The organism is Cupriavidus sp. CER-90, assembly GCF_057652055.1.
Genome location: NZ_JBYGYM010000002.1, coordinates 1776863 through 1800542 on the forward strand (window position 1 = coordinate 1776863; position 23680 = coordinate 1800542).

The 23680-nt window shown below is 66.3% G+C and carries 18 protein-coding genes, 2 tRNA genes, 1 rRNA gene and 1 pseudogene; 17 read left to right on the top strand and 5 right to left on the bottom strand.

Annotated features, from left to right (window positions below; genetic code table 11):
- Positions 1-28: 28 nt before the first annotated feature.
- The 12 genes from mltA (at position 29) to AC24R4_RS18835 (ending at position 12929) form a co-directional block, all read left to right on the top strand.
- The gene (mltA, locus tag AC24R4_RS18780; protein WP_400393736.1) at positions 29-1156 is read left to right on the top strand and encodes a murein transglycosylase A; all 1128 of its coding nucleotides are present in this window, start codon (positions 29-31) and stop codon (positions 1154-1156) included.
- A gap of 755 nt (positions 1157-1911) precedes the next feature.
- Complete coding sequence (locus AC24R4_RS18785; protein WP_487523471.1) at positions 1912-3561, top strand: cytochrome D1 domain-containing protein; 1650 nt, start codon at positions 1912-1914, stop codon at positions 3559-3561.
- A 64-nt stretch (positions 3562-3625) separates the two neighbouring features.
- Positions 3626-3931: a c-type cytochrome gene (locus AC24R4_RS18790; protein WP_487523472.1), complete on the top strand. Its 306-nt coding sequence runs from the start codon at positions 3626-3628 to the stop codon at positions 3929-3931.
- A gap of 83 nt (positions 3932-4014) precedes the next feature.
- The gene (locus tag AC24R4_RS18795; protein ID WP_487523967.1) at positions 4015-4344 is read left to right on the top strand and encodes a c-type cytochrome; all 330 of its coding nucleotides are present in this window, start codon (positions 4015-4017) and stop codon (positions 4342-4344) included.
- Positions 4266-5531: a cytochrome D1 domain-containing protein gene (locus AC24R4_RS18800; protein ID WP_487523473.1), complete on the top strand. Its 1266-nt coding sequence runs from the start codon at positions 4266-4268 to the stop codon at positions 5529-5531. The genes AC24R4_RS18795 and AC24R4_RS18800 overlap by 79 nt, the downstream gene beginning before the upstream one ends.
- A 16-nt stretch (positions 5532-5547) precedes the next feature.
- A complete protein-coding gene (gene ahbB / locus AC24R4_RS18805) occupies positions 5548-6531 on the top strand; it encodes a siroheme decarboxylase subunit beta (RefSeq protein ID WP_487523474.1) in 984 nt (327 codons plus the stop codon).
- Complete coding sequence (locus tag AC24R4_RS18810; RefSeq protein WP_487523475.1) at positions 6528-7019, top strand: Lrp/AsnC family transcriptional regulator; 492 nt, start codon at positions 6528-6530, stop codon at positions 7017-7019. Before ahbB (AC24R4_RS18805) ends, AC24R4_RS18810 begins: the two co-directional genes overlap by 4 nt.
- Before the next feature lie 5 nt (positions 7020-7024).
- Entirely contained in the window at positions 7025-7558 is a 534-nt protein-coding gene (ahbB, locus tag AC24R4_RS18815) for a siroheme decarboxylase subunit beta (protein WP_487523476.1), read from the top strand.
- A gap of 2 nt (positions 7559-7560) precedes the next feature.
- Entirely contained in the window at positions 7561-8727 is a 1167-nt protein-coding gene (gene nirJ, locus AC24R4_RS18820) for a heme d1 biosynthesis radical SAM protein NirJ (RefSeq protein ID WP_487523477.1), read from the top strand.
- Positions 8724-10226 (top strand): cytochrome D1 domain-containing protein, encoded by a 1503-nt coding sequence (locus tag AC24R4_RS18825; protein WP_487523478.1) that lies wholly within the window; start codon positions 8724-8726, stop codon positions 10224-10226. Before nirJ ends, AC24R4_RS18825 begins: the two co-directional genes overlap by 4 nt.
- Before the next feature lie 13 nt (positions 10227-10239).
- The gene (cobA, locus tag AC24R4_RS18830; RefSeq protein ID WP_487523479.1) at positions 10240-11121 is read left to right on the top strand and encodes a uroporphyrinogen-III C-methyltransferase; all 882 of its coding nucleotides are present in this window, start codon (positions 10240-10242) and stop codon (positions 11119-11121) included.
- Between the two features lie 176 nt (positions 11122-11297).
- Positions 11298-12929, top strand: a complete 1632-nt coding sequence (locus tag AC24R4_RS18835) for an ABC-F family ATP-binding cassette domain-containing protein (RefSeq protein WP_487523480.1) — start codon at positions 11298-11300, stop codon at positions 12927-12929.
- A 74-nt stretch (positions 12930-13003) separates the two neighbouring features.
- Here AC24R4_RS18835 and AC24R4_RS18840 read toward each other — a convergent pair whose 3' ends face one another.
- Both AC24R4_RS18840 and AC24R4_RS18845 read right to left on the bottom strand, forming a co-directional pair.
- Positions 13004-15286 (bottom strand): nitric-oxide reductase large subunit, encoded by a 2283-nt coding sequence (locus tag AC24R4_RS18840; protein WP_487523481.1) that lies wholly within the window; start codon positions 15284-15286, stop codon positions 13004-13006.
- A gap of 70 nt (positions 15287-15356) precedes the next feature.
- Positions 15357-15512, bottom strand: a pseudogene (locus AC24R4_RS18845) (iron-sulfur cluster repair di-iron protein); the annotation flags it as partial.
- Between the two features lie 186 nt (positions 15513-15698).
- On the opposite strand from AC24R4_RS18845, the gene norR reads away from it, so the two are divergent.
- Complete coding sequence (gene norR, locus AC24R4_RS18850; RefSeq protein WP_487523482.1) at positions 15699-17276, top strand: nitric oxide reductase transcriptional regulator NorR; 1578 nt, start codon at positions 15699-15701, stop codon at positions 17274-17276.
- Positions 17277-17315: 39 nt separating this feature from the next.
- Here norR and paaK read toward each other — a convergent pair whose 3' ends face one another.
- The 3 genes from paaK to paaG form a co-directional block, all read right to left on the bottom strand.
- On the bottom strand, positions 17316-18620 hold the full coding sequence (gene paaK, locus AC24R4_RS18855) for a phenylacetate--CoA ligase PaaK (protein ID WP_400396828.1): 1305 nt from the start codon (positions 18618-18620) through the stop codon (positions 17316-17318).
- Between the two features lie 63 nt (positions 18621-18683).
- Positions 18684-19124 carry a hydroxyphenylacetyl-CoA thioesterase PaaI gene (gene paaI / locus AC24R4_RS18860; protein ID WP_400396831.1) on the bottom strand — a complete coding sequence of 147 codons (441 nt, stop codon included), beginning with the start codon at positions 19122-19124 and terminating at the stop codon, positions 18684-18686.
- A gap of 30 nt (positions 19125-19154) precedes the next feature.
- A complete protein-coding gene (gene paaG, locus AC24R4_RS18865) occupies positions 19155-20006 on the bottom strand; it encodes a 2-(1,2-epoxy-1,2-dihydrophenyl)acetyl-CoA isomerase PaaG (protein ID WP_487523483.1) in 852 nt (283 codons plus the stop codon).
- Positions 20007-20257: 251 nt separating this feature from the next.
- On the opposite strand from paaG, the gene AC24R4_RS18870 reads away from it, so the two are divergent.
- The 4 genes from AC24R4_RS18870 to AC24R4_RS18885 all read left to right on the top strand — a co-directional run bounded on the left by AC24R4_RS18870 (position 20258) and on the right by AC24R4_RS18885 (position 23376).
- Positions 20258-21034 carry an enoyl-CoA hydratase gene (locus AC24R4_RS18870; protein ID WP_487523484.1) on the top strand — a complete coding sequence of 259 codons (777 nt, stop codon included), beginning with the start codon at positions 20258-20260 and terminating at the stop codon, positions 21032-21034.
- A 582-nt stretch (positions 21035-21616) separates the two neighbouring features.
- Positions 21617-23148, top strand: a 16S ribosomal RNA gene (locus tag AC24R4_RS18875).
- A 63-nt stretch (positions 23149-23211) separates the two neighbouring features.
- Positions 23212-23288: transfer RNA gene (locus tag AC24R4_RS18880), tRNA-Ile, on the top strand.
- Between the two features lie 12 nt (positions 23289-23300).
- Positions 23301-23376 (top strand) — tRNA-Ala (locus AC24R4_RS18885).
- The last annotated feature ends 304 nt before the right edge of the window (positions 23377-23680 follow it).

Below are 23680 nucleotides of genomic sequence, written 5' to 3' on the forward strand. Positions count from 1 at the left end.
TTGAGATTGTAGGCAAAGAACGAACAAGATGGCATATCAGTATTCCCCGCGCGCCCCGCGTGCGTCTTCCCCAGGCTGGCTGGCGCTGGCCGCTTCCGCCGTGGGCGCCGCACTGCTGGCCGGCTGCATGAGCGGCGGCCCGATCCGCGTGCAGCCGGGCGGCACGGCCGGCACCCCCGCACCATCGACCTCGCCGAACGCCGGCAAGCTGCAGCCCGCCACCTGGGCCGAGATCGGCGGCTGGAGCCAGGACGACGTGCGCGCCGCCTGGCCGGCCCTGCAGGCCAGCTGCCAGGCACTGAAGAAGAAGCCCGAATGGAGCCGCGTGTGCGCCACCGGCCTGATGGTGGACGCCGGCGACCTGCCGGCCATGCGCGCCTACTTCGAAACCAATTTCCAGCCGTTCCGCGTGGTCAACGTCGATGGCACCGATAGTGGTCTGATCACCGGGTACTACGAGCCCATCCTGCATGGATCGCGCACCCGCCAGGGCCAGTACCAGGTGCCGCTGTACCGCCGCCCGGCGCAACTGCGCGGCGCGCTACCCGCGCGGGCCGAGCTGCTGCAGATGCCGGCGATGCGCGGCAACGAACTGGTCTATGTCGATGATGCCGTCGAGGCGGCCTTCCTGCAGATCCAGGGTTCGGGGCGTATCCGCCTGCAAGACGGCACGATGATGCGCGTGGGGTTTGGCGGCACCAACGACCAGCCGTTCCGGTCCTTCGGCAAATGGCTGCTCGACCGTGGCGAGATCACGCCTGCGCAGGCGACGATGCAGGGCATCAAGGCCTGGGCGCGCAACAACCCGGCGCGCGTCGAGGAAATGCTGAACGTCAACCCGCGTTTCGTATTTTTCCGAGAACTGCCGGCGAACAACGACGGCCCGGTCGGCGCGCTCGGCGTGCCGCTTACCGCGGAACGCTCGATCGCCGTCGATCCGGCCACGATCCCGCTGGGCGTGCCGGTGTTCCTGTCCACCACGCGCCCGCTGTCCACCGAGCCGATCCAGCGCCTGATGTTCGCCCAGGACACGGGCTCCGCCATCAAGGGCGGCGTACGCGCCGACTTCTTCTGGGGCGCCGGCGACGCCGCCGGCGAAACTGCCGGCCGCATGAAGCAGGGCGGCCGCATGTGGGTGCTGATGCCGCGCAGCTGATGGCGATGGTTGTCTTCCTTCGCCCACCGGGCAGGACACGGCAGGACGCATGGCCTATTGCCGAATTGCGACAAACGTCCCCTCTCCTCGCGCGCATATCACGCCGGAGCAGGCTGTTATTTTCGTTCGGACGACACCTGGCCTGGGCGCGTAGCAGCCGGTAAAGCCGTCGACCTGATGGTGCCCAGGCCGGATTCGTCCTTGCCACCGCCAATGGCAGTTCAAGGCAGGAATGCTTGATTCGACCCTGCCGCTATGTCCGCCGGCAAAGTCGGTGAACCTTGCATAGGACGCAGCATGAAACAGTGTCTTCGTCTTCACGGTATAGCCGTTGTTGGGGTAGACGCTGATAGTGGGAATCTTTGGGCCACGCCACCACTCCGAAGTCGGGGGGGGTGAAGCCACGCGGCGGAGACTGTTGGTCCTCCAGCTCTTCACGCGTTGATGCGGGTGGGATATTCGGGCCAATCGTCGGCGCCGTTTCAAGGCGATTGTCAGGTGTAATGACCGTTACCAACGCTTCCTATCCCTCTCCACGCCCAGGGTCTTTCCCGTTCCCGGCGCGTCCGTTTCGCATTTCTCCAACACCTCTTTGCGCATTCCGTCACGCTGTGACGCATCCCTCGGGCCGAGTTCCGTGTGAACTGTCGTCGGCTTGACTGCCATCAATCCCTGGTCATCGCATTTTCACGATGATGGGCACATCCGACGTGCACCAGCACGCCCCGCATTCCCCACTCGCGCTGAGCAGAGACATGAAGGCGAAACACAGGATGTTCCCCGCAATGGTGGCGCTGCCGCTGTTCCTCTGGATGGCCCCTGGCCAGGCCGGGACGGCGCCTGCGCCCGGCCCGGTTCCCACCTTGACTGCGGACGAGTTCAACCACGCCAGACAGATCTACTTCGAGCGGTGCGCGGGCTGCCACGGCGTGCTGCGCAAGGGCGCCACGGGCAAGGCGCTGACGCCCGACATCACCCGGGCACAAGGCACCGAATACCTGAAGACCTTCATCAAGTACGGCAGCCCGGCCGGCATGCCGAACTGGGGCACGTCGGGCGACCTGTCCGACAGCGAGGTGGACCTGATGGCCCGCTACGTGCAGCTGGAGCCGCCGACCCCGCCGGAATTCTCGCTGGCCGATATCGAGGCATCGCGCAAGGACATCGTGCCCGTGGCCAAGCGGCCCACGCGCAAGATGAACCACTACAACCTCGACAACCTGTTCTCGGTGACGCTGCGCGATTCGGGCGAGGTGGCGCTGATCGACGGCGATTCCAAGACGATCATCAATATCGTCAAGACCGGGTACGCGGTGCATATCTCTCGCATGTCGGCATCGGGCCGCTACCTGTACGTGATCGGCCGCGACGCGCGCCTGAACCTGATCGACCTGTGGATGCCGGTGCCCGACAACGTGGCCGAGGTCAAGATCGGCCTGGAGGCGCGCTCGGTGGAAACCTCGAAATACAAGGGCTACGAGGACAAGTACGCCGTGGCGGGCTCCTACTGGCCGCCGCAGTACGTGATCATGGAAGGCGACACGCTCAAGCCGCTGAAGGTGGTGTCCACGCGTGGCATGACGGTCGATAACGAGTACCACCCCGAGCCGCGCGTGGCATCGATCGTGGCCAGCCACTACCGGCCCGAGTTTGTCATCAATGCCAAGGAGACCGGCAAGATCCTGATGGTGGATTACTCGGACCTGAAGAACCTGAAGACCACCACGATCGACTCGGCCAAGTTCCTGCATGACGGCGGCTTCGATTCCACGGGCCGCTACTTCCTGGTGGCTGCCAATGCGTCGGACAAGATCGCCGTCGTTGACACCAAGGAAGACCGCCTGGCCGCCCTGGTGGATGTGGGCAAGACCCCGCACCCCGGCCGGGGCGCCAACTTTGTCCATCCGAAATACGGTCCGGTCTGGGCCACGAGCCACCTTGGCGATGAAACCGTGAGCCTGATCGGCACCGATCCGGTGAAGCACAAGGCCAACGCCTGGAAGGTGGTGCAGACGCTCAAGGGGCAGGGGGGCGGATCGCTGTTCATCAAGACCCATCCGAAGTCCCGCAACCTGTGGGTGGACACGCCGCTGAACCCCGACGCCAGGCTGAACCAGTCGGTGGCCGTGTTCGACACCCGGAAGCTCGAAGGCGGCTACGACGTGCTGCCGATTGCCGAATGGGCCAACCTGAAGGGCGAGGGCGCCAAGCGCGTGGTGCAGGCCGAATACAACAAGGCCGGCGACGAGGTGTGGTTCTCGGTCTGGGGCACCAAGGACCAGGAATCGGCGCTGGTTGTGGTCGACGACAAGACGCGCAAGCTCAAGGCCGTCATCAAGGACCCGCGCCTGATCACGCCGACCGGCAAGTTCAACACCCATAACACCCAGCACGACGTTTATTGAGGTCCGGCAGTCGGCGCCCCGGCGGCGCCGGCTGCTTGGCCGGTATGAGCATCAGGAGAACGATATGCATCCCGCAAAAGTGATTGGCGCCGCCTTGCTGGCGGCCGCGCTGCCGATGGCCGCCCACGCCAATGCCGACCTGGCCAAAAGCAAGAACTGCATGGCCTGCCACAGCGTCGACAAGAAGCTGATCGGCCCGGCGTTCAAGGACGTGGCCGCCAAGTACAAGAGCGACAAGGACGCCGCGGCGAAGCTGTCGCAAAGCATCCAGAAAGGCAGTACCGGCAAGTGGGGCCCGATCCCGATGCCGCCCAACGCGATCAGCGATGCCGATGCCAGCGCGCTGGCCAAGTGGGTACTGACGCTCTGATCGTTCGAGCCCTCGGACCCACCGATCCCTTGATCCGACGATTCATGGCCCGATCCCTCGCACGGCACCTGGTGCTGCTCGGCATGCTGGCCGCGCCGGGTGCCCTGGTGCATGCGGAACCGTCCGCGGCACGTCAGGCGCAACTGGCGCGCTGGCTGCGCGACGACTGCGGTGCCTGCCACGGCATGACGCTGCAAGGCGGGCTGGGATCGCCGCTGACAGCCGAGGCGCTGGCCGGCAAGCCGCGTGACGGCCTGGTGGCCACCGTGCTGCAGGGCCGGCCCGGCACCGCCATGCCGCCGTGGCAACCGTTCATGACGCAGGAAGAAGCCCAATGGCTGATCGACAGACTCCAGGCGGGCGAACCGCCGCCCGTGCTCCCCACATCGTCCGCCAGCGCGTCGCACGACTGATTCGTTTGGCGGCCGTTGCGCTGGGGGCGGCGTCGCTGGTGGCCGCCTGCGCCGGCTCGCCCGCGACGCCGGAAGCCGCCTTGCGCGGCACTGGCGACCTGGGCGTGGTTATCGAACGCGCCGCCGGCCGGGTGCAGGTAGTGGAAACATCCGGCATGACGCGCCTGGGCACCATCGCCGGCCTGGGCGATCTCTCGCACGCCAGCGTGGTGTTCTCGCGCGATGGGCGATATGCCTATGTCTTTGGCCGGGACGGCGGCCTGTCCCGCCTGGATCTGCTGGCGCAGCGCATCACCCATCGTGTGAAGCAGGCTGGCAACAGCATCGGCGGCGCCATGCTGCAGAACGGCAAGGTGGTGGCCGCGCAGAACTACGCGCCGGGCGGCATCAAGCTGTTCGATGCCGGGACGCTCGAACTGCTCTCCGACATTCCCGCCATCGGCCCCGACGGCCGCCGCTCCAAGGTGGTGGGCCTGGCCGACTTGCCCGGCCAGCGGCTGGCGGCCAGCCTGTTCGAGGCCGGCGAAATCTGGATCATCGATGCATCGGATCCGCGTCAGCCGCAGGTCACGCGCCTGCCTGCCGGCCGCGAGCCCTACGACGGCCTGGTGACGCCCGACGGACGCTGGTACCTGGCCGGCCTGTTCGGCGAAGATGGCCTGTCGCTGGTGGACCTGTGGCAGACGCCGCCCACCGCGCGCAAGGTGCTGTCCGGCTACGGCCGGGGCGAGGCGCCACTGCCGGTCTACAAGATGCCGCACCTGCGCGGCTGGGCCATGGCGCAGGGGCAGGCGTGGCTGCCGGCCATCGGCCGCCACGAACTGCTGGTGGCCGACCCCGCGCACGACTGGCAGGAACAGGCGCGCGTGGCCGTGGCCGGCCAGCCCGTGTTTGCGATGGCGCGTCCCGACGGCCGCCAGGTGTGGGTCAACTTCGCGTTTCCGAAGAACGACACCGTGCAGGTGGTGGATACCGCCACGCGTCAGGTGGTGAAGACGCTGACGCCCTGCCACGGCGTGCTGCACATGGAGTTCACGCCGAAGGGTGAGGCGCTGTGGCTGTCCTGCCGCGACGACAACCGCGTGGAGGTCTACGACACGGCCACGTTCCAGCGCATCGCCACGCTCAAGGCCGACCAGCCCAGCGGCATCTTCTTCACGGTGCGCGCACAGCGCATCGGCATGTAATTGCGATGTGACAGCCATGTTCGACGAGCAACGCTTCTACGACAGCATCCAGCGCGACTTCCCGATCGTGCCGCGCCCGTTCCAGAGCGCGGGCGCCGCGCTGGACCTGAACGAACACACGGTACTGAGCCTGCTGGCGCGCGACGTGGGTGCCGGCCGCGTCAGCCGGATCGGCGCCGTGTTCGCGCCCAACGTGATCGGCGCCAGTACGCTGGCGGCGCTGGCCGTGCCGCCCGATGCGCTGCCCCGCGTGGCGGCACGCGTCAATGCCTATGGCGCGGTCAGCCACAACTACGCGCGGCATGGCCACCGCTACAACCTCTGGTTCGTGGCCGGCGCGCGCAATCGTGCCGCGCTGGATGTGGTGCTGGGCAGCATTGCCGATGACGTGGACCAGTTACCGCTGGACCTGCCGATGGAGCGCGAATACCACATCGACCTGGGCTTTTCGATGTCTGGCGCGTCGGGCACGCCGCGTGGCAGGCGTACGCCATCGGCCGCGCCGGTACAGCTGGACGACGACGACTGGCGCCTGGTGGCGGCGCTGGAAATGGGGCTGCCGCTGACGCCGCAGCCGTTCCACGCGCTGGCCCGGCGTTGTGGCATGCCGCTGCACCGGGTGCTGTCGCGCATCGCGCAGTGGCACGCCAGCGGTGTGATCCGCCGCTTCGGCGTGATCCTGCATCACCGCCACTTTGGGTATCGTCATAACGCCATGTGTGTGTGGAATGTGCCGGATGCCCGCGTGGACGCCATTGGTACGCGGCTGGCGCGGGTGGCGCCGGTGTCGCTGTGCTACCGCCGCTCGCGCCGGCTGCCCGGCTGGCCGTACAACCTGTTCGCGATGGTGCACGCGCGCAGCGAAGCCGAGCTGCAATCCGCGCTGGAACACTTCGACCACCAGGGCGGCATGGGCGGGCTGCCCGGCAGGGTCTTGCGCAGCGGCACGTGCTTCAAGCAGTGCGGCACGCGCTATAGCTGGGAGGTGCCGCCGACATGACCGACCCCGCCACCGACCTGGACGCGCCCGCCGCCATCCCCACGCTCGATACGCTCGACCGGCAGATCGTCAACACGCTGCAACGCGGGCTGCCGCTGACGCCCCGACCCTACGCCGATGCCGCCGCCGCGCTGGATATCAGCGAGGCCGCACTGATCGCCCGCTTGCGCGCGCTGCTGGCGCGGGGCGTGCTGACACGCTTCGGCCCGCTGTTCCAGATCGAGCGGGCGGGCGGACAGTTCGTGCTGTGCGCCTGCCATGCCCCGGCCGACCGGCTGGACGCGGTAATCGCGGCCATCAATGCCTTTCCGGAGGTGGCCCATCACTACGCCCGCACCCATCACCTGAACCTGTGGTTCGTGCTGGCCGTCTCCAACGCGGACGACGTGCCCGCCGTGCTGGCGCGCGTGGCGGCCAGCGCCGGCGTCGAGATCCTGCCTTTCCCGAAGGAACGCGAATTCTTCGTCAACCTGTATCTGCCGGTGTAGCACCCATGCCGATCGCCCCAAGCCACCCCCTTGCCGTTGCCGCCCGCGCCAGCGAACTGGACCCCATCGACCGCGCGCTGATCCAGGCCACGCAGGCCGGCCTGCCGCTGGTGCCGGCGCCGTGGCACGCGCTGGGAGCGTTGATCGGCATTCCCGAAGCCGAGGTGCTGGCCCGCTTCGCGGCCATGCGCGACCGTGGGGTGCTGCGCCGGATTGGCGCGGTGCCGAACCATTACGCGCTGGGTTGGCGCGCCAACGGCATGACGGTGTGGGATGTCGACGACGCGCGGATGGCCGAACTGGGCCCGCGCGTGGGCGCGTTGCCGTGCGTCAGCCATTGCTACCAGCGGCCGCGCCGGCTGCCGGACTGGCCCTACAACCTGTTTGCGATGGTCCATGCGCGCACGCAGGAAGAAGCCGCCCCGCACATCGCAGAAATACGAGATCTGCTGGGCCAGGCATGCCGGTCGCACGACGTGCTGTGGTCCACCCACATCCTCAAGAAAACCGGCCTGCGCCTGCGGGCCTCCGGAGATTGATCATGTTCAGAGTTTCCCGCTTCATGGAGGCATTGCGCGATGGCGGCCCTGTACCGCCGGCGCCGCGCCGCACCGGAGGCCCGGTGGTGATCTGGAATCTGGTGCGGCGCTGCAACCTCAACTGCAAGCACTGCTATTCCACGTCCGCCGATACCGACTTCAAGGGCGAGCTGTCCACCGCCGAAGCCATCGGCGTGCTGGAACAGCTGAAGGCGGCCAGGGTGCCGGCACTGATCCTGTCCGGCGGCGAGCCGTTGCTGCGGCCGGACCTGTACGAGATTGCCGCGCACGCCAAGCGGCTTGGCTTTCATCTGTCGCTGTCGTCGAACGGCACGCTGCTCGACACCCGGCATGCGGCCCGGCTGCTGGTGGCCGGCTTCGACTACGTGGGCGTGAGCCTGGACGGCCTGGAAGCCACGCACGACCGCTTCCGGCGCTGCCCCGGCGCGTTCCGGCAGGCGCTGGACGGGCTGCGCGTGGCCCGGCAATGCGGCCTGCGCGTGGGCGTGCGGATGACGCTGACCGAAGCCAATGCCGACGAATTGCCCGATGTGGTGGCGCTGACCGAAGCCGAAGGCATCGACAAGTTCTATCTCTCGCATTTCAACTATGCGGGCCGTGGCAGCAGCCACCGGGGCGACGATGCCCATCACGCCCATACGCGTGTGGCCGTGGATTGGCTGTTCGACCATGTCTGGGCGCGTGCGCAGGAAGGCCGGGCCGGCGATTTCGTCACGGGCAACAACGATGCCGATGGCGTGAGCCTGCTGCACTGGATCGCCCGGCGCCAGCCCGGTCGGCTGGCGGACATGCGCCAGCGCCTGGTCAACTGGGGCGGCAACGCCACCGGGGTGGGCGTGGCCAATATCGACAACCTCGGCAATGTGCATCCGGACACCATGTGGTGGCATGTGTCGATCGGCAATGTCCGACAGCGCGCGTTTGGCGATATCTGGGCCGATCGCAGCCATCCGCTGATGCGCGGGCTCAAGTCGAGCCCCCGGCCGCTGGAAGGGCGCTGCGCCACCTGCGCCCATCGCGAGATCTGCAATGGCAACACGCGCGTGCGCGCCTATGCCGTCAGCGGCAATCCGTGGGCCGAGGATCCGGGCTGCTATTTGTCCGACGAGGAAATCGCCGATCCGCTCGGCCGGGAGATTGCCGCATGAAACGCCTGATTGCGGGGCTGGCGATGGCTGCCTGCGCGTGGACGGGGGTACTTGCCGCTAGCGCGTCCGGTCCGGCGTCCGGTCCGTCGTCCGTCCCGGCGGCCGTATTCCAGCAGCATTGCGCGGCCTGCCACGGCGCCGACCGGCTCGGCGGCATGGGGCCGGCGCTGCTGCCGGAAAGCCTGGAACGGCTCAAGCCCGATGCCTTGCGCGATGTCCTGCGCCATGGCAGGGCCGCCACGCAGATGCCGGGCTTTGCCGGCCAGTTGCCGGAGGCCACGCTGGACCAGATCGCCACCTGGCTGCGCACGGCGCCGGCGCAGGCGCCGCACTGGGGGGCGGCAGACATCCGCGCGTCGCGCGTGGTGTATCACGCACCGGGCAGCCTGCCGGACAAGCCGGTGTTCCGCGCCGATCCATCGAACCTGTTCCTGGTGGTGGAATCGGGCAGCCATCATCTGCGCGTGCTCGATGGCGACAAGCTGGAGCCGATCCACCGGTTCCAGACGCGCTTTGCGCTGCACGGCGGCCCCAAGTTCAGCCGTGACGGCCGCTATGTCTATGTGGCCAGCCGTGACGGCTGGATCAGCAAGTACGACCTGTGGAACCTGACGCTGGTGGCCGAGACACGCGCGGGGCTGAACACGCGCAATGTGGCGGTCAGCGACGACGGCAAATGGGTGCTGGCCGGCAACACGCTGCCGCAGACCATGGTGCTGCTGCGTGCCGACGACCTGTCGCTGGAAAGGGTGTATCCCGTGACCGGGGCAAACGGCAAGGCGTCGCGCGTTTCGGCGGTTTACGATGCCGCGCCGCGCGGCGCGTTTATCGCCGCGCTGCGCGATATCCCCGAAGTCTGGGAGATTCCCTACGCCCCGCTGGAACCGCGCGTGATCGCGCTGGACGACGTGCTCGACGACTTCTTCTTCGACCAGCCGTATCGCCATATCCTGGGCGCCTCGCGCGGCGGTGCCGGCCAGGTGATCGATCTCGATGCCGGGCGCAAGGTGGCGGACCTGGCCCTGTCCGGCATGCCACACCTGGGCAGCGGCATCACGTGGCAGCGCGACGGGCGCGACGTGATGGCGTCGCCCAACCTCAAGCAGGGCGCGCTGAGCGTGATCGACATGCAGACCTGGCAGACCGTGGCCACCATCGCCACGAATGGCCCGGGCTTCTTCCTGCGCAGCCACGAGGCCACGCCCTATGCCTGGACCGACGCCATGATGAGCCCGCGCCGCGACACGCTCCAGATCATCGACAAGCAGACGCTGAAGGTGGTGGGCAGCGTCACGCCGTCGCCGGGCCGGACGGCGGCACACGTGGAGTTCACGCGCGATGGGCGCTATGCGCTGGTCAGCCTGATGGAAGACAAGGGCGCCATCGTGGTCTACGACGCGGCGACGCTGCAGGAAATCAAGCGATTGCCGATGGACAAGCCGGTGGGCAAGTACAACGTCTTCAACAAGACCACGCGTTCTTCGGGCACGAGCCATTGAACTGAGAGATGACATGATGACACGGTGGAACATGGATGGCCCGCGCCAGGCGCGAGCGGGGCAGCAGCGGGAAGTGCGGCACGGCGCGCAGTGCCGGCAGACGGGCAAGGTCTGGCTGGTCGGTGTCGGCCCCGGCGATCCGGACCTGGTGACGGTCAAGGCCGCGCGGGCCTTGTCGGAAGCGCAGGTCTGGCTGATCGACGATCTGGTGCCCGAGACGATGGCGTGCTACGCCAGCCCCGGCACCGAGATCATTGCCGTCGGCAAGCGCGGCGGGCGCTGCTCGGTCAGCCAGGCCAGCATCCACGCCCAGACCCTCGCGCATGCATTGGCGGGCCGCTGCGTGGCGCGCGTGAAGGGCGGCGATCCGCTTATGTTCGGCCGGGGCGGCGAGGAAGTGGCGTTCCTGCGCGGGCACGGGCTCGATGTCGAGGTGGTGAACGGCATCAGCAGCGGACTGGCGGCCGCGCAGGCGCTGGGTGTTGCGCTGACCCATCGTGCCCATTGCCATGGGGTGACCTTCGTCACCGCGCATACGCGCGGCGATGGCGAACCGGACTGGCGGGCGCTGGCGGCCAGCGGCACCACGCTGGTGATCTATATGGGCATGCACCGCATCGCGTCGATCCGCGAGGCCCTGCTGCGGGCAGGGATGCGGGCGGACATGCCAGCCGGCGTGGTGATGCACGCCAGTTGCGCCGATCAGCGCAGCTGGGCCGGCACGCTGGGCACGCTGACCGATGCCGTGGGGGCCGGGCTGGCCAGCCCGTCGATCATCCTCGTCGGGGAAGTGGTGGCGATGGCGCAGCATCGCCCTACCGATGTCTCCACGCTCCAGCGAGCCGGGGAGGGGTCGGAGAGGGCGGGTAACTCAAGCTGCGAACTCGCCGCCTGAACGGCGCTTTCCGCTCCCCCTCACGCAAGGTTTTTTCATCCCCATTACAATAGCCGCCTGATCCCCCAACACAGAGGTATTGGTCCCATGCGCCATTGATGCCGCCGTCGAAAGACGGCCAGTCTCCACCCGCCCCCGCAAGCTGGGGGAGTTCCTGGCATCCCTGGAATCCACGCATGACCGATCCCTATCTCAGGCTCGAAGGCCTGTCCTATGTCCTGCCCGACGGCAGGCGCCTTTTCTCCGATCTCGACGAGACTTTCGACCAGCGCTCCACCGGCCTGGTCGGGCGCAATGGCGCGGGGAAATCCGTGCTGGCGCAGATTCTGGCTGGACAGTTGCCGCCCACGCGCGGGCGCTGCCTGCGCTCCGGCACCGTGCGCTATCTGGCCCAGCAGGTGGCGCCGCCTGCCGATGCGACCGTGGCCAGCCTGGCTGGGGTGCGGCATACGCTCGACGCGCTGGCGCGGATCGAGGCGGGCAGCAGCGCCCCGGAGGATTTCGATGCCGTGGGCAGCGACTGGGATGTGCGCCAGCGGCTGCAACAGGCACTCGACCGCAATGGCCTGGGCCATCTCGATGCCGCGGCGACGGCCGACACCCTGAGCGGCGGCGAGGCCATGCGGGTGGCGCTGGTCGGCGCCATGTTGTCCGATGCCGATTTCCTGATCCTCGACGAGCCCAGCAACCATCTCGACCGGCCCGCGCGTCGGGCGCTGATCGATCAGCTGCAGCAGTGGCCGCGCGGGTTGCTGGTGCTGAGCCACGACCGGGCGCTGCTGGACACCCTGTCGCGCATCGTGGAACTGTCCTCGCTGGGGCTGCGCAGCTACGGCGGCAACTACACGTTCTACGCCCAATGCAAGGCCGACGAGCGACAGCATGCGATCGACCAGCTCGCACAGCGCAAGCTCGAACGCAAGCGCGAGCAACGGTCGATGCTGGATCAGCGCGAGCGTCAGGCACGACGCCAGGCGCGCGGCAACCGGGAGGGGAAAACGTCGAACCAGGCCAAAATTCTGCTCGGCGGCCAGAAGGCGCGCAGCGAAGTGTCCGCCGGCAAGCTGCGCCAGCAACAAGCCGCCAGCCAGGCCGATCTGGACCAACGTGTGCGCGAAGCCGCGCAGCAGGTGGAGCAGGCGGCACACATCACACTTCACGGCGTGCCGGTCGGTCAGGTCGCTCAGGTCGCCCAGGCCGCGCACCGGCGTGTGGCCGAGCTTGACGCAGTGGCGCTACCGTTCGTGCCGGGCGCCACCCGCAGCGTCAGCCTGACCGTGACGGGCAAGCAGCGCGTGGGCGTGGTCGGGCCGAACGGCTGCGGGAAATCCACGCTGCTGAAGACGCTGGCGGGCCAGCTTGCGCCGTTGGCCGGGACCTGCAGGCGTTCCGCCGAGACGGTTTACCTGGACCAGCAACTGGCCAATCTCGATCCGGAGCAGTCAGTCCTGGCGCAGATGCGGGCGGCGAACGGCACGGCCACCGAGGCAAACCTGCGCATGCTGCTGGCGCACCTCGGGCTTGATGCGCAGAAGGTCGCCGCCCCCAGCGGCGCGTTGAGCGGCGGCGAACGGCTGAAGGCGGCGCTGGCCTGTACCCTGTACGCAGACCCGCCGCCGCAACTGCTGTTGCTCGACGAACCAAGCAACCATCTGGACCTGCCGTCGGCCCAGGCGCTGGAGGCGATGCTGCGCGGCTACCAGGGCGCCCTGGTGGTGGTATCGCACGACGATGCCTTCTTGGATGGTCTGGCATTGACCGACCGCCTGGTGGCCACCGACGAAGGCTGGCGGCTCGACGCCTGGTGAAATCCATCCGGTGATCGATGCAGGAAAGCCGCCGGGCCCCGACAGGCACCCGGCGGCTTCATGCCGGTGTCACGTCATGACTGACCAGCGAGGCGGCCTTCCGGCACGGCGCGCGCCGGGCCGCGCGACAGCAGTCCCAGCACCACTTGCAGCGCGAACGTCAGGGCGCCCGCCAGGAACACCACGTCGCCGAAGGTGCGTACCCAGCGCAGCGTCTGCAGGATCGGCTGCTGCACGAACGCTTCGCTGCGCGCGTACCAGAGCCCTTCGCGGATGCTGGCCAGCGCCTGGATGATGCCCACCGGCAGCAGGCTGGTGCCGATCATCAGCACCAGGCCGCCGTTCAGGCCCCAGAAGGCGATCGACATCATGCGCGGGCTTAGCTTGTAGTCCGGGCGGACGTAACGCAGCACCAGCAGCGTGAAGCCGAGCGCCAGGAAGCCATAGACCCCGAACAGCGCGGCGTGCGCGTGGACCGGCGTGGTATTGAGGCCCTGCACGTAATACAGCGAGATCGGCGGGTTGATCATGAAGCCGAACACGCCGGCGCCGAGCATGTTCCAGAACGCCACGGCCGTGAAGCACATCACCGGCCAGCGCAGGTGGTTCATCCACGGCGCGCGTTCCTTGAGGCGCCAGTTTTCCCAGGCTTCATGGCCCAGCACGATCAGCGGCATGACTTCCAGCGCCGAGAACGTGGCGCCGATGGCCATCACGGGCGTGGTGGTGCCGGCAAAGTACAGGTGGTGGAACGTGCCGGGGATGCCGCCGAGCATGAACAGCGAGGCCGAGGCCAGGCTGGCCGCGGTGGCCATCGGGCGCGATACCAGGCCCAGCGTGGAGAAGATGAAGGCCAGCGCCGTGGTGGCAAACACTTCGAAGAAGCCTTCCACCCACAGGTGGACCACCCACCAGCGCCAGTACTCCATCACCGTCAGGCTGGTGCGTTCGCCGTAGAACAGGCCCGCCCCGTAGAACAGGCCGATGGCCACCACCGACGACGTCAGCAGCGCCAGCAGGTTCTTGTCGCCACCGCTGCGTGCCCGGAGCGCCGGGGCGATGCCGCGCAGCATCAGCACCAGCCAGATCACGATCCCGGCCAGCTTGCCGATCTGCCACAGTCGGCCCAGGTCCACGTATTCGTAGCCCTGATGGCCCAGCCAGAAATTCAGGTTGGCTGGCATCGTCTGCGCGATGGCCAGATAGTTGCCCGTGAACGATCCCACCACGACCACCACCAGCGCCCAGAACAGGATATCCACGCCCAGCCGCTGATACTTCGGGTCCTTGCCGCCGTTGATCAGCGGTGCCAGGAACAGGCCGGCCGCCAGGAAGCCGGTGGCGATCCAGAACAGCGCGCTCTGGATATGCCAGGTGCGCACCAGCGCGTACGGGAACCACTGCGACACGTCGATGCCGTAGAACTTCTGGCCCTCGACCGTGTAGTGCGCGGTGAAGCCGCCAATCAGCACCTGGAACGCGAACAGCGCCACCACCAGGAACACGTACTTGCCCAGCGCGCGTTGCGACGGCGTCAGCGCAAAGGTCGACAGCGGATCGCGGGCCGGCGCCGCCGGCAGCGGCGCTTCCTTGCCGCGCAGGAAGGCCCACGCCCAGATCAGCAGCCCCACGCCGGCCAGCAGCACCACCACGCTGGCCACCGACCAGACCACGTTCTCGGCGGTCGGGCGATTGTCGATCAGCGGCTCATGCGGCCAGTTGTTGGTGTAGGTGGCGGTGTGGCCGGGACGATCGGTGGCGGCGGCCCACGCTGTCCAGAAGAAGAAATGCGTGAGCTGCACGCGGCGCGCGGGCGAGGGCAGCGTGTTTTCCTTCATCGCGAAGCTCTCCCGGCTCTTGTGCAGCTCGGGCGCGTCGGAGAACAGCCGCTGGTAATAGTCGGCCGTCATCTCGATGGCCTTGGCGCGGCGTGGCGACACGGTCAGCACGTTGCGGGCGTCGGTGTGGTTGCCGCGATATTCCGCTTTCAGGTGTGCGCGCAGCACGGCCTGGTCGCCGGCGTCGAGCGCGGCAAAGTCGTGGCCGAACCGCTCGCGTGCGGCCAGGTCCAGCCACGCGGTGAGTTCGCGGTGCAGCCAGTCGGCCGTCCAGTCGGGCGCCTGGTAGGCGCCGTGGCCCCAGATCGAGCCCAGCTGCATGCCGCCCACCGACTGCCAGGCGGTCTGGCCGTCGAGGATATCTTCGGCGGTGAACAGCGTCGTGCCGTCGGCGGTGACGACCTCAGCCGGGATGGGCGGCTGCTGCCGGTAGACCTCGGAACCGTAGTAGCCAAGGAGAGCGAACGTGATCGCCAGCACGGCGATCAGCGTGAACCATAGTTTCTTGTAGGGGCCCATGATGGAGGCGTATCGGTACGCGAGGATGGGTTGGCAGGATGCGGGATGGCTCGCCGGTCGGGCGCCGAGATCAGTGCGCCGGAGGCGCCGGACGCATCGGACGCGTCGGACACGCGGCGCGCTCGGACAGCGCGTTGTTTTCCAGATGGATGTGTTCCATCAGGTCTTCGCGGAACGTGCGCAGGCCCAGGTACAGCGCCCGCCACGGGTTGCACGCGTCGCGCGGGCCAACTGGCCCGGAGACTGGTCTTGCATGCTCATGATTTGCTCCTTCTCAATAGATGCCGACGCCTCTTGTGCGAATCTCGTGCCCACTAGAAAGATTCAAAGATTCAATGATTTACCTTTCGGCAGGGTCATTTGGACCGTGAGCCGGCGTGGTGAATCGAACCTGAAGAGGGTGTTTTTAACCATGATTGGCGAGCGACTACAGGCCGACCTGTGCGCGGATCTGCCGCAGGCGGAACGGATGCAGAGACTGGTGGGCAGCCTGCGTGCGCATTTCCGTTGCGGGGCGGTGGCGCTGCTGCGCCTGGAGGAAGACCAGTTGCGGCCCGTGGCCGTCGATGGTCTGGTGCGCGACGCGCTGGGGCGCCGCTTTGCCGTGAGCCTGCATCCCCGGCTGGCGGCCATCCTGGCGCGCCGGGGCGTGACGTGCTTCCACCATGACAGCGCGCTGCCCGACCCGTACGACGGCCTGATCGACGAACACGTGGGCGAGCCGCTGCCGGTGCACGACTGCATGGGCATCAGCCTGGAGGCCGAAGGCAAGACGTGGGGCGTGCTGACGCTCGATGCGCTGCGGGTGGGCACCTTCACCGATGCCGCCCAGGCTGCACTGCAACGGCTGACGCCGGTCATCGAGGCCGCCATCCGCATCACGCGGCTGGAGGCGGAGATCCGGGCGCTACGGCAGGGGCGGATCGACGCGCCCGTGGGCGACGTGGTGCGCGACGACGGCGAGATCATCGGCCAGAGCCAGGCCATCGGCCATCTGCTGCACGAACTGCGCGTGGTGGCCGATTCCGAACTGCCGGTGCTGCTGCTGGGCGAAACCGGCGTGGGCAAGGAACTGTTCGCGCACCGACTGCACCGGCTGTCGCGGCGCCGCAACCGGCCGCTGATCCACGTGAACTGCGCGGCGCTGCCCGAATCGCTGGCCGAGAGCGAACTGTTCGGCCATGTACGCGGCGCGTTCTCGGGCGCCACCGGCGAGCGGCCGGGCCGGTTCGAGGCTGCCGATGGCGGCACGCTGTTCCTGGACGAGGTGGGCGAACTGCCGCTGTCGATCCAGGCCAAGCTGTTGCGCACGCTGCAGAACGGCGAAATCCAGCGGCTCGGGTCCGACCGGCCGCGCCGCGTGGATGTGCGTGTGATCGCCGCCACCAATCGCCCGCTGCGCGAGCATGTGCGCGATGGCTCGTTCCGTGCCGACCTGTATCACCGGCTGTCGGTGTATCCGATCCCGATTCCGCCGCTGCGCGAGCGCGACAACGACGTGCTGCTGCTGGCCGGGCATTTCCTGGAACGGAACCGCGCGCGGCTGGGATTGCGCAGCCTGCGACTGTCCGCCGCCGCGCAGGACGCGCTGCGGCGTTATCCGTGGCCGGGCAATGTGCGGGAACTGGAACACGTGATCAGCCGCGCCGCGCTGAAGCGAGTCAGCCGGGGCGCCAATCGCGTGGACATCCTGACGCTCGATGTCGACCTGTTCCGCGATCTGTTCGATGCCGATGGGGTAGGGGGCGGGCTGGCCTTGGCCGCCGTGGCGCCGGTCGAGCCAGCGCCGCCGGTGGTGGTGCCGGCCGTGTCGCTGCGCGAGGCGGTGGATGCCTGCCAGCGCCGCTGCATCGAACAGGCCTTGCAGGCGCAGGACGGCAACTGGTCGCAGGCCGCGCGCCAGCTTGGCGTGGACGCCAGCAACCTGCACAAGCTGGCGCGCCGGCTGGGCGTCAAGCGCGCGACGCAGCGCACGGCCGGCGCCGGGTAGCGTGGGCGGGCGGCCGGCGCTGGCGCTGGCGGGTGACGGTCAGCGCGGCCGGTTGTCGACGATGCGCCGCGCCTTGCCCACCGACCGCTCGACCCCGCCTTCGGGCAGGATCTCGATGCCCGCCGTCACGCCGATATAGGCCTTGATGTCGTGCGTCAGCTGCTCGCGCGCCTGGGCCGCCACCGACGGCTCGGCGCCGTGGGCGCATTCCACGCGCACGGTCAGGGTGTCGAGCGGCCCCTCCTTGCCCAGCACGCACTGGTAATGCGGCGCCAGTTCGGTGTGCTTGAGGATCAGTTCCTCGATCTGCGACGGAAAGACGTTCACGCCGCGCACGATCATCATGTCGTCGGTGCGGCCCGTGATCTTCTCCATGCGGCGGAAGGCGGCCCGCGCGGTGCCCGGCAGCAGGCGCGTGAGGTCGCGCGTGCGATAGCGGATCACCGGCATCGCCTCCTTGCTGAGCGACGTGAAGACCAGTTCGCCGAATTCGCCATCGGGCAGCACGTCGCCAGTGTCGGGGTCGATGATCTCGGGATAGAAATGATCTTCCCAGATGGTGGGGCCGTCCTTGGTCTCGGCGCACTCGTTGGCCACGCCCGGGCCCATCACCTCGGACAGCCCATAGATGTCCACGGCCGAGATGCCCATGCGCTTTTCGATCGCCTGCCGCATTTCGGGCGTCCACGGCTCGGCGCCGAAGATGCCAATGCGCAGCGATGTCGATGCCGGGTCGATGCCCTGGCGCTCCAGTTCGTCGGCAATCGCCAGCATGTAGCTAGGCGTCACCATGATGACCTCGGGCTTGAAGTCCTGGATCAGCTGCACCTGGCGCTCGGTCTGGCCGCCGCCGAACGGGATGGCCGTCAGGCCAGCCTTCTCGACGCCGTAGTGCGCACCGAGCCCGCCCGTGAACAGCCCGTAGCCGTAGCTGATGTGCACCTTGTCGCCGCGCCGCGCCCCCGACGCGCGGATCGAACGCGCCATCACCGTGGCCCAGGTGTCGATATCCCGCAGCGTGTAGCCGACAACCGTGGGCTTGCCCGTGGTGCCCGACGAGGCATGGACGCGCGCCACGCGGTCCTGCGGCACCGCGAACATGCCGAACGGGTAGTTGTCGCGCAGATCCTTCTTCGTGGTGAACGGAAAGCGCGCCAGGTCGGCCAGCGACTGCAGCTGGTCGGGATGTACCCCTGCCTCGTCGAACTTGCGCCGGTACACGGGCGAATGGTCGTAGGCATGGCGCAGCGACCATTTCAGGCGTTCCAGCTGCAGGGCTAGCAGTTGCTGCCGGCTGGCAGTCTCGATCGGCTCCAGGGGCAGATCGGTCAGGCGCGTGCTCATGATGTCTCCACGTTTCCGGGATGGGTGCGCTACGTTGGCGCAGGGTACCGCGTTTGTCTGGGGTCAGGCCTCGGCCGGCGGGATGACGTGCCCCTTGATCTGGGCCGACTTGCCGCGGAACATCGCCACCGGCTCGCCGGCGCGGTTGGTCACCTTGATGTCGTACACGCCGTGCCGGCCGGACAGGATCTGCTCGACGGCTTCGGCCGTCAGCACGTCGCCGCCCTGCACGGGCCGCAGGAATTCGATGCTGCAGCCCGACGCCACGGTGTTGATGTTATGGCTGTTGCAGGCGAACGCGAAGGCCGAATCGGCCAGCGTGAACATCAGGCCGCCGTGGCAGATGGCATGGCCGTTCAGGAACTCGGGCCGTACCGGCATCGACAGGCGGGCGTAGCCGGGGCGGACTTCCTCGATCACCATGCCCAGCCAGCGGCTGCAGGCGTCGGACTCGTACATGGCATGCGCCGTGGCCTGGGCAAGGGCCTGGGGGTCTTGGGTCAAGCGGGTCTCCTTCACGCGCGGGGCAGGGGATCAGGCGCCCTTGAAATGCGGGGCGCGCTTTTCAAGAAAGGCGTTCACGCCTTCGTTGTAATCGTGGGACTGGCCAAGCTGGCGCTGCAGGTCGCGTTCGAGGTCGAGCTGGGCGTCGAAGGTGTTCGTGGCGCTGGCGTGCATCGACTGTTTGATCGCCGCCAGGGCGCGCGTGGGCTGCGCGGCCAGATGGGTGGCCAGCGCCATGGCCTGTTCCATGAGCAGGGGATCGTCCATCGCTTCCCAGATCAGGCCCCATTTTTCGGCCTCCTCGGCGGTGAGCTTGTCGCCGGTCATCGCCAGCCCCAACGCGCGCGCCATGCCCAGCCGCTTGGGGAGCAGCCAGGTGCCGCCGGAATCGGGCACCAGGCCGATCTTGACGAATGCCTGGATAAAGCTGGCCGAGCGGGCCGCCAGCACGATGTCGCAAGCCAGCGCCAGATTGGCGCCCGCGCCGGCGGCCGTGCCGTTGACCGCGGCGATCACGGGCAGCGGCATCGCCTGCAGGCGGCGCACCAGCGGGTTGAACCAGGTATCGATCAGGTCGCCCAGATCGGTGGCCTGGCCGGGCGTGAAATCGAGATCGGCCAGGTCCTGCCCAGCACAGAAGCCCCGGCCGGCGCCCGTCAGCAGCAGCGCACGGGCCGCGCCGGCTTCGGTCTGATCCAGCGCCTGGACCAGCGCGCGATGCATGTCGCGCGTGAAGCTGTTGAGCTTGTCGGGCCGGTTGAGCGTGACGACGGCGACATCGCCGTGCCAGCGCAGCAGGATGGGGCCGGTTTCGAGACGCGCACGCGCGGGGGCGTGCGCGGGGCTGACCGGGCTGGCCGGGCTAACCTGTGACGGGGGCATGGTGGTCTCCTGCGCCATTTGATCTTCGGGTCGGTGTGCGGATCTGTTGCCGCGATGGATCGCACGGCCATTGTAGATAGCAGCGCGCGCGCTTTAAATTAACCGACCAGCCGGTCGGCAAATAGTAGTAGGGATGCCGGCATGGCGCAAGAGGTGGCAGCCCGCCTTGACCGCCGCCACAGCGGCGGGCGAGTATCGATCCGCTTCTGTATCAGACAGATCACCAATTCCTCTCATCGCAAGGAGAAGACATGCCGTACGAGAACATCCTGGTGGAGACGCGTGGCCGCGTCGGGCTGGTCACGCTCAATCGCCCCAAGGCGCTGAACGCGCTCAATGACGCGCTGATGGACGAACTGGGCGCCGCGCTGACCGCCTTCGACGCGGACGAGGCCATCGGCTGCATCGTCATCACGGGCAGCGAGCGCGCGTTCGCCGCCGGCGCCGACATCGGCATGATGGCCAGGTATTCCTATATGGATGTCTACAAGGGCGATTACATCACGCGCAACTGGGAAACCATCCGCCGCATCCGCAAGCCCGTGATTGCCGCGGTAGCCGGCTACGCGCTGGGCGGCGGGTGCGAGCTGGCGATGATGTGCGACATCGTGATTGCCGCCGACAGCGCGAAGTTCGGCCAGCCCGAGGTCAAGCTGGGCACCATGCCTGGTGCCGGCGGCACGCAGCGCCTGCCGCGCGCCGTATCGAAGGCGAAGGCCATGGACCTGTGCCTGACGGCGCGCATGATGGACGCCGCCGAGGCCGAGCGGGCCGGGCTGGTATCGCGCGTGGTGGCGGCCGACAAGCTGGTGGCCGAGGCCGTGTCGGCGGCGGAGACGATCGCCGGCTATTCGCTGCCGGTGGTCATGATGATCAAGGAATCGGTCAACGCCGCCTATGAGACAACGCTCAACGAAGGCGTCCATTTCGAGCGCCGCCTGTTCCACTCGACGTTCGCCACCGAAGATCAGAAGGAAGGGATGGCCGCATTTGTGGAGAAACGACCACCCGTTTTCAAGCATCGCTAAAACTTGAGTCAGGAGATACCCGACGCAAGTTGAGGGGTATTGGTCGGCCCGATAATAATTTGCCGGGCCGATTTTCCTTTGCGATCAACGGCTTGTGTCACAGATTCCGAATGTCTCGCCATGAATTTGTGACATGCGTGTTGCAAAGGTCGCGGAACGGGCCTAATATTCGCCCCCTCGCAACACAAAGCGCGCTGCAAACGCAGCAGCGACAACGGTTGCGGGGTTGGCAGGCGGTTGGCGTTGCGAGGGTTCGCGGCACCGGCCGGCAGAAAAAGTTCTGCAAAAACTGTTGACGAAACGTTGAATGCTCTGCATAATCTCGTTTCTCCGCTGCGACGAAAGACGCAGCGACAGCGAACGGCAAAGCCGGTCGCTTGAGTTCTTTAACAAACAAACAACCGATAAGTGTGGGCGCTTGATGGCGAACGCCACGGGGCTTTGGCTTCGTGATGCTTCAAAAGTTATCAGTGCTCGCACAGTAAAACATGTTGGTTTGCGTCGCGAGACGCGAGCCAGTCAGTTTTCTGAGAGTGAGCGACCGCTCGAAAGAGCGAGGTGCTTCGGCACCACACAGAGATTGAACTGAAGAGTTTGATCCTGGCTCAGATTGAACGCTGGCGGCATGCCTTACACATGCAAGTCGAACGGCAGCGCGGACTTCGGTCTGGCGGCGAGTGGCGAACGGGTGAGTAATACATCGGAACGTACCCTGTTGTGGGGGATAACTAGTCGAAAGATTAGCTAATACCGCATACGACCTGAGGGTGAAAGCGGGGGACCGCAAGGCCTCGCGCAGCAGGAGCGGCCGATGTCTGATTAGCTAGTTGGTGGGGTAAAGGCCCACCAAGGCGACGATCAGTAGCTGGTCTGAGAGGACGATCAGCCACACTGGGACTGAGACACGGCCCAGACTCCTACGGGAGGCAGCAGTGGGGAATTTTGGACAATGGGGGCAACCCTGATCCAGCAATGCCGCGTGTGTGAAGAAGGCCTTCGGGTTGTAAAGCACTTTTGTCCGGAAAGAAAACGCTCTGGTTAATACCTGGGGCGGATGACGGTACCGGAAGAATAAGCACCGGCTAACTACGTGCCAGCAGCCGCGGTAATACGTAGGGTGCGAGCGTTAATCGGAATTACTGGGCGTAAAGCGTGCGCAGGCGGTTTTGTAAGACAGGCGTGAAATCCCCGAGCTCAACTTGGGAATTGCGCTTGTGACTGCAAGGCTAGAGTATGTCAGAGGGGGGTAGAATTCCACGTGTAGCAGTGAAATGCGTAGAGATGTGGAGGAATACCGATGGCGAAGGCAGCCCCCTGGGACGTCACTGACGCTCATGCACGAAAGCGTGGGGAGCAAACAGGATTAGATACCCTGGTAGTCCACGCCCTAAACGATGTCAACTAGTTGTTGGGGATTCATTTCTTCAGTAACGTAGCTAACGCGTGAAGTTGACCGCCTGGGGAGTACGGTCGCAAGATTAAAACTCAAAGGAATTGACGGGGACCCGCACAAGCGGTGGATGATGTGGATTAATTCGATGCAACGCGAAAAACCTTACCTACCCTTGACATGCCACTAACGAAGCAGAGATGCATCAGGTGCCCGAAAGGGAAAGTGGACACAGGTGCTGCATGGCTGTCGTCAGCTCGTGTCGTGAGATGTTGGGTTAAGTCCCGCAACGAGCGCAACCCTTATCTTTAGTTGCTACGCAAGGGCACTCTAGAGAGACTGCCGGTGACAAACCGGAGGAAGGTGGGGATGACGTCAAGTCCTCATGGCCCTTATGGGTAGGGCTTCACACGTCATACAATGGTGCGTACAGAGGGTTGCCAACCCGCGAGGGGGAGCTAATCCCAGAAAACGCATCGTAGTCCGGATCGTAGTCTGCAACTCGACTACGTGAAGCTGGAATCGCTAGTAATCGCGGATCAGCATGCCGCGGTGAATACGTTCCCGGGTCTTGTACACACCGCCCGTCACACCATGGGAGTGGGTTTTGCCAGAAGTAGTTAGCCTAACCGCAAGGAGGGCGATTACCACGGCAGGGTTCATGACTGGGGTGAAGTCGTAACAAGGTAGCCGTATCGGAAGGTGCGGCTGGATCACCTCCTTTCCAGAGGCTTGTGTTCACAAGTCAAGCGTTCACACTTATCGGTTTGTTTGCTGTTACAGCCAAGGGTCTGTAGCTCAGGTGGTTAGAGCACCGTCTTGATAAGGCGGGGGTCGTAGGTTCAAGTCCTACCAGACCCACCAAGTTATCTACGCGGGGGATTAGCTCAGCTGGGAGAGCACCTGCTTTGCAAGCAGGGGGTCGTCGGTTCGATCCCGTCATCCTCCACCACTTACCTTGATCGAGGATCGGGGTAACGAGACGACCTGGTTGGTAGTCAAATGAAAGCATTCAGTGCCGAGTGCTTTCATTTGGCATTGCCAAGCGACGATAAGTCGGCTGTTCTTTAACAATATGGGATGTAGTAAAGGTGTCGCGAAGCGTTGATGAGACGCTGCAGTACAAACGCGATACCGGGTTGTGATTGTATCAACCAAAATGTATTTAAGTGATCGAAAGATGACTTGGAATACGGCACAAACGCGAGAACTCAGACCTGTAGCCAGCGTGGATAGCGGAGACGTTAGACACACTC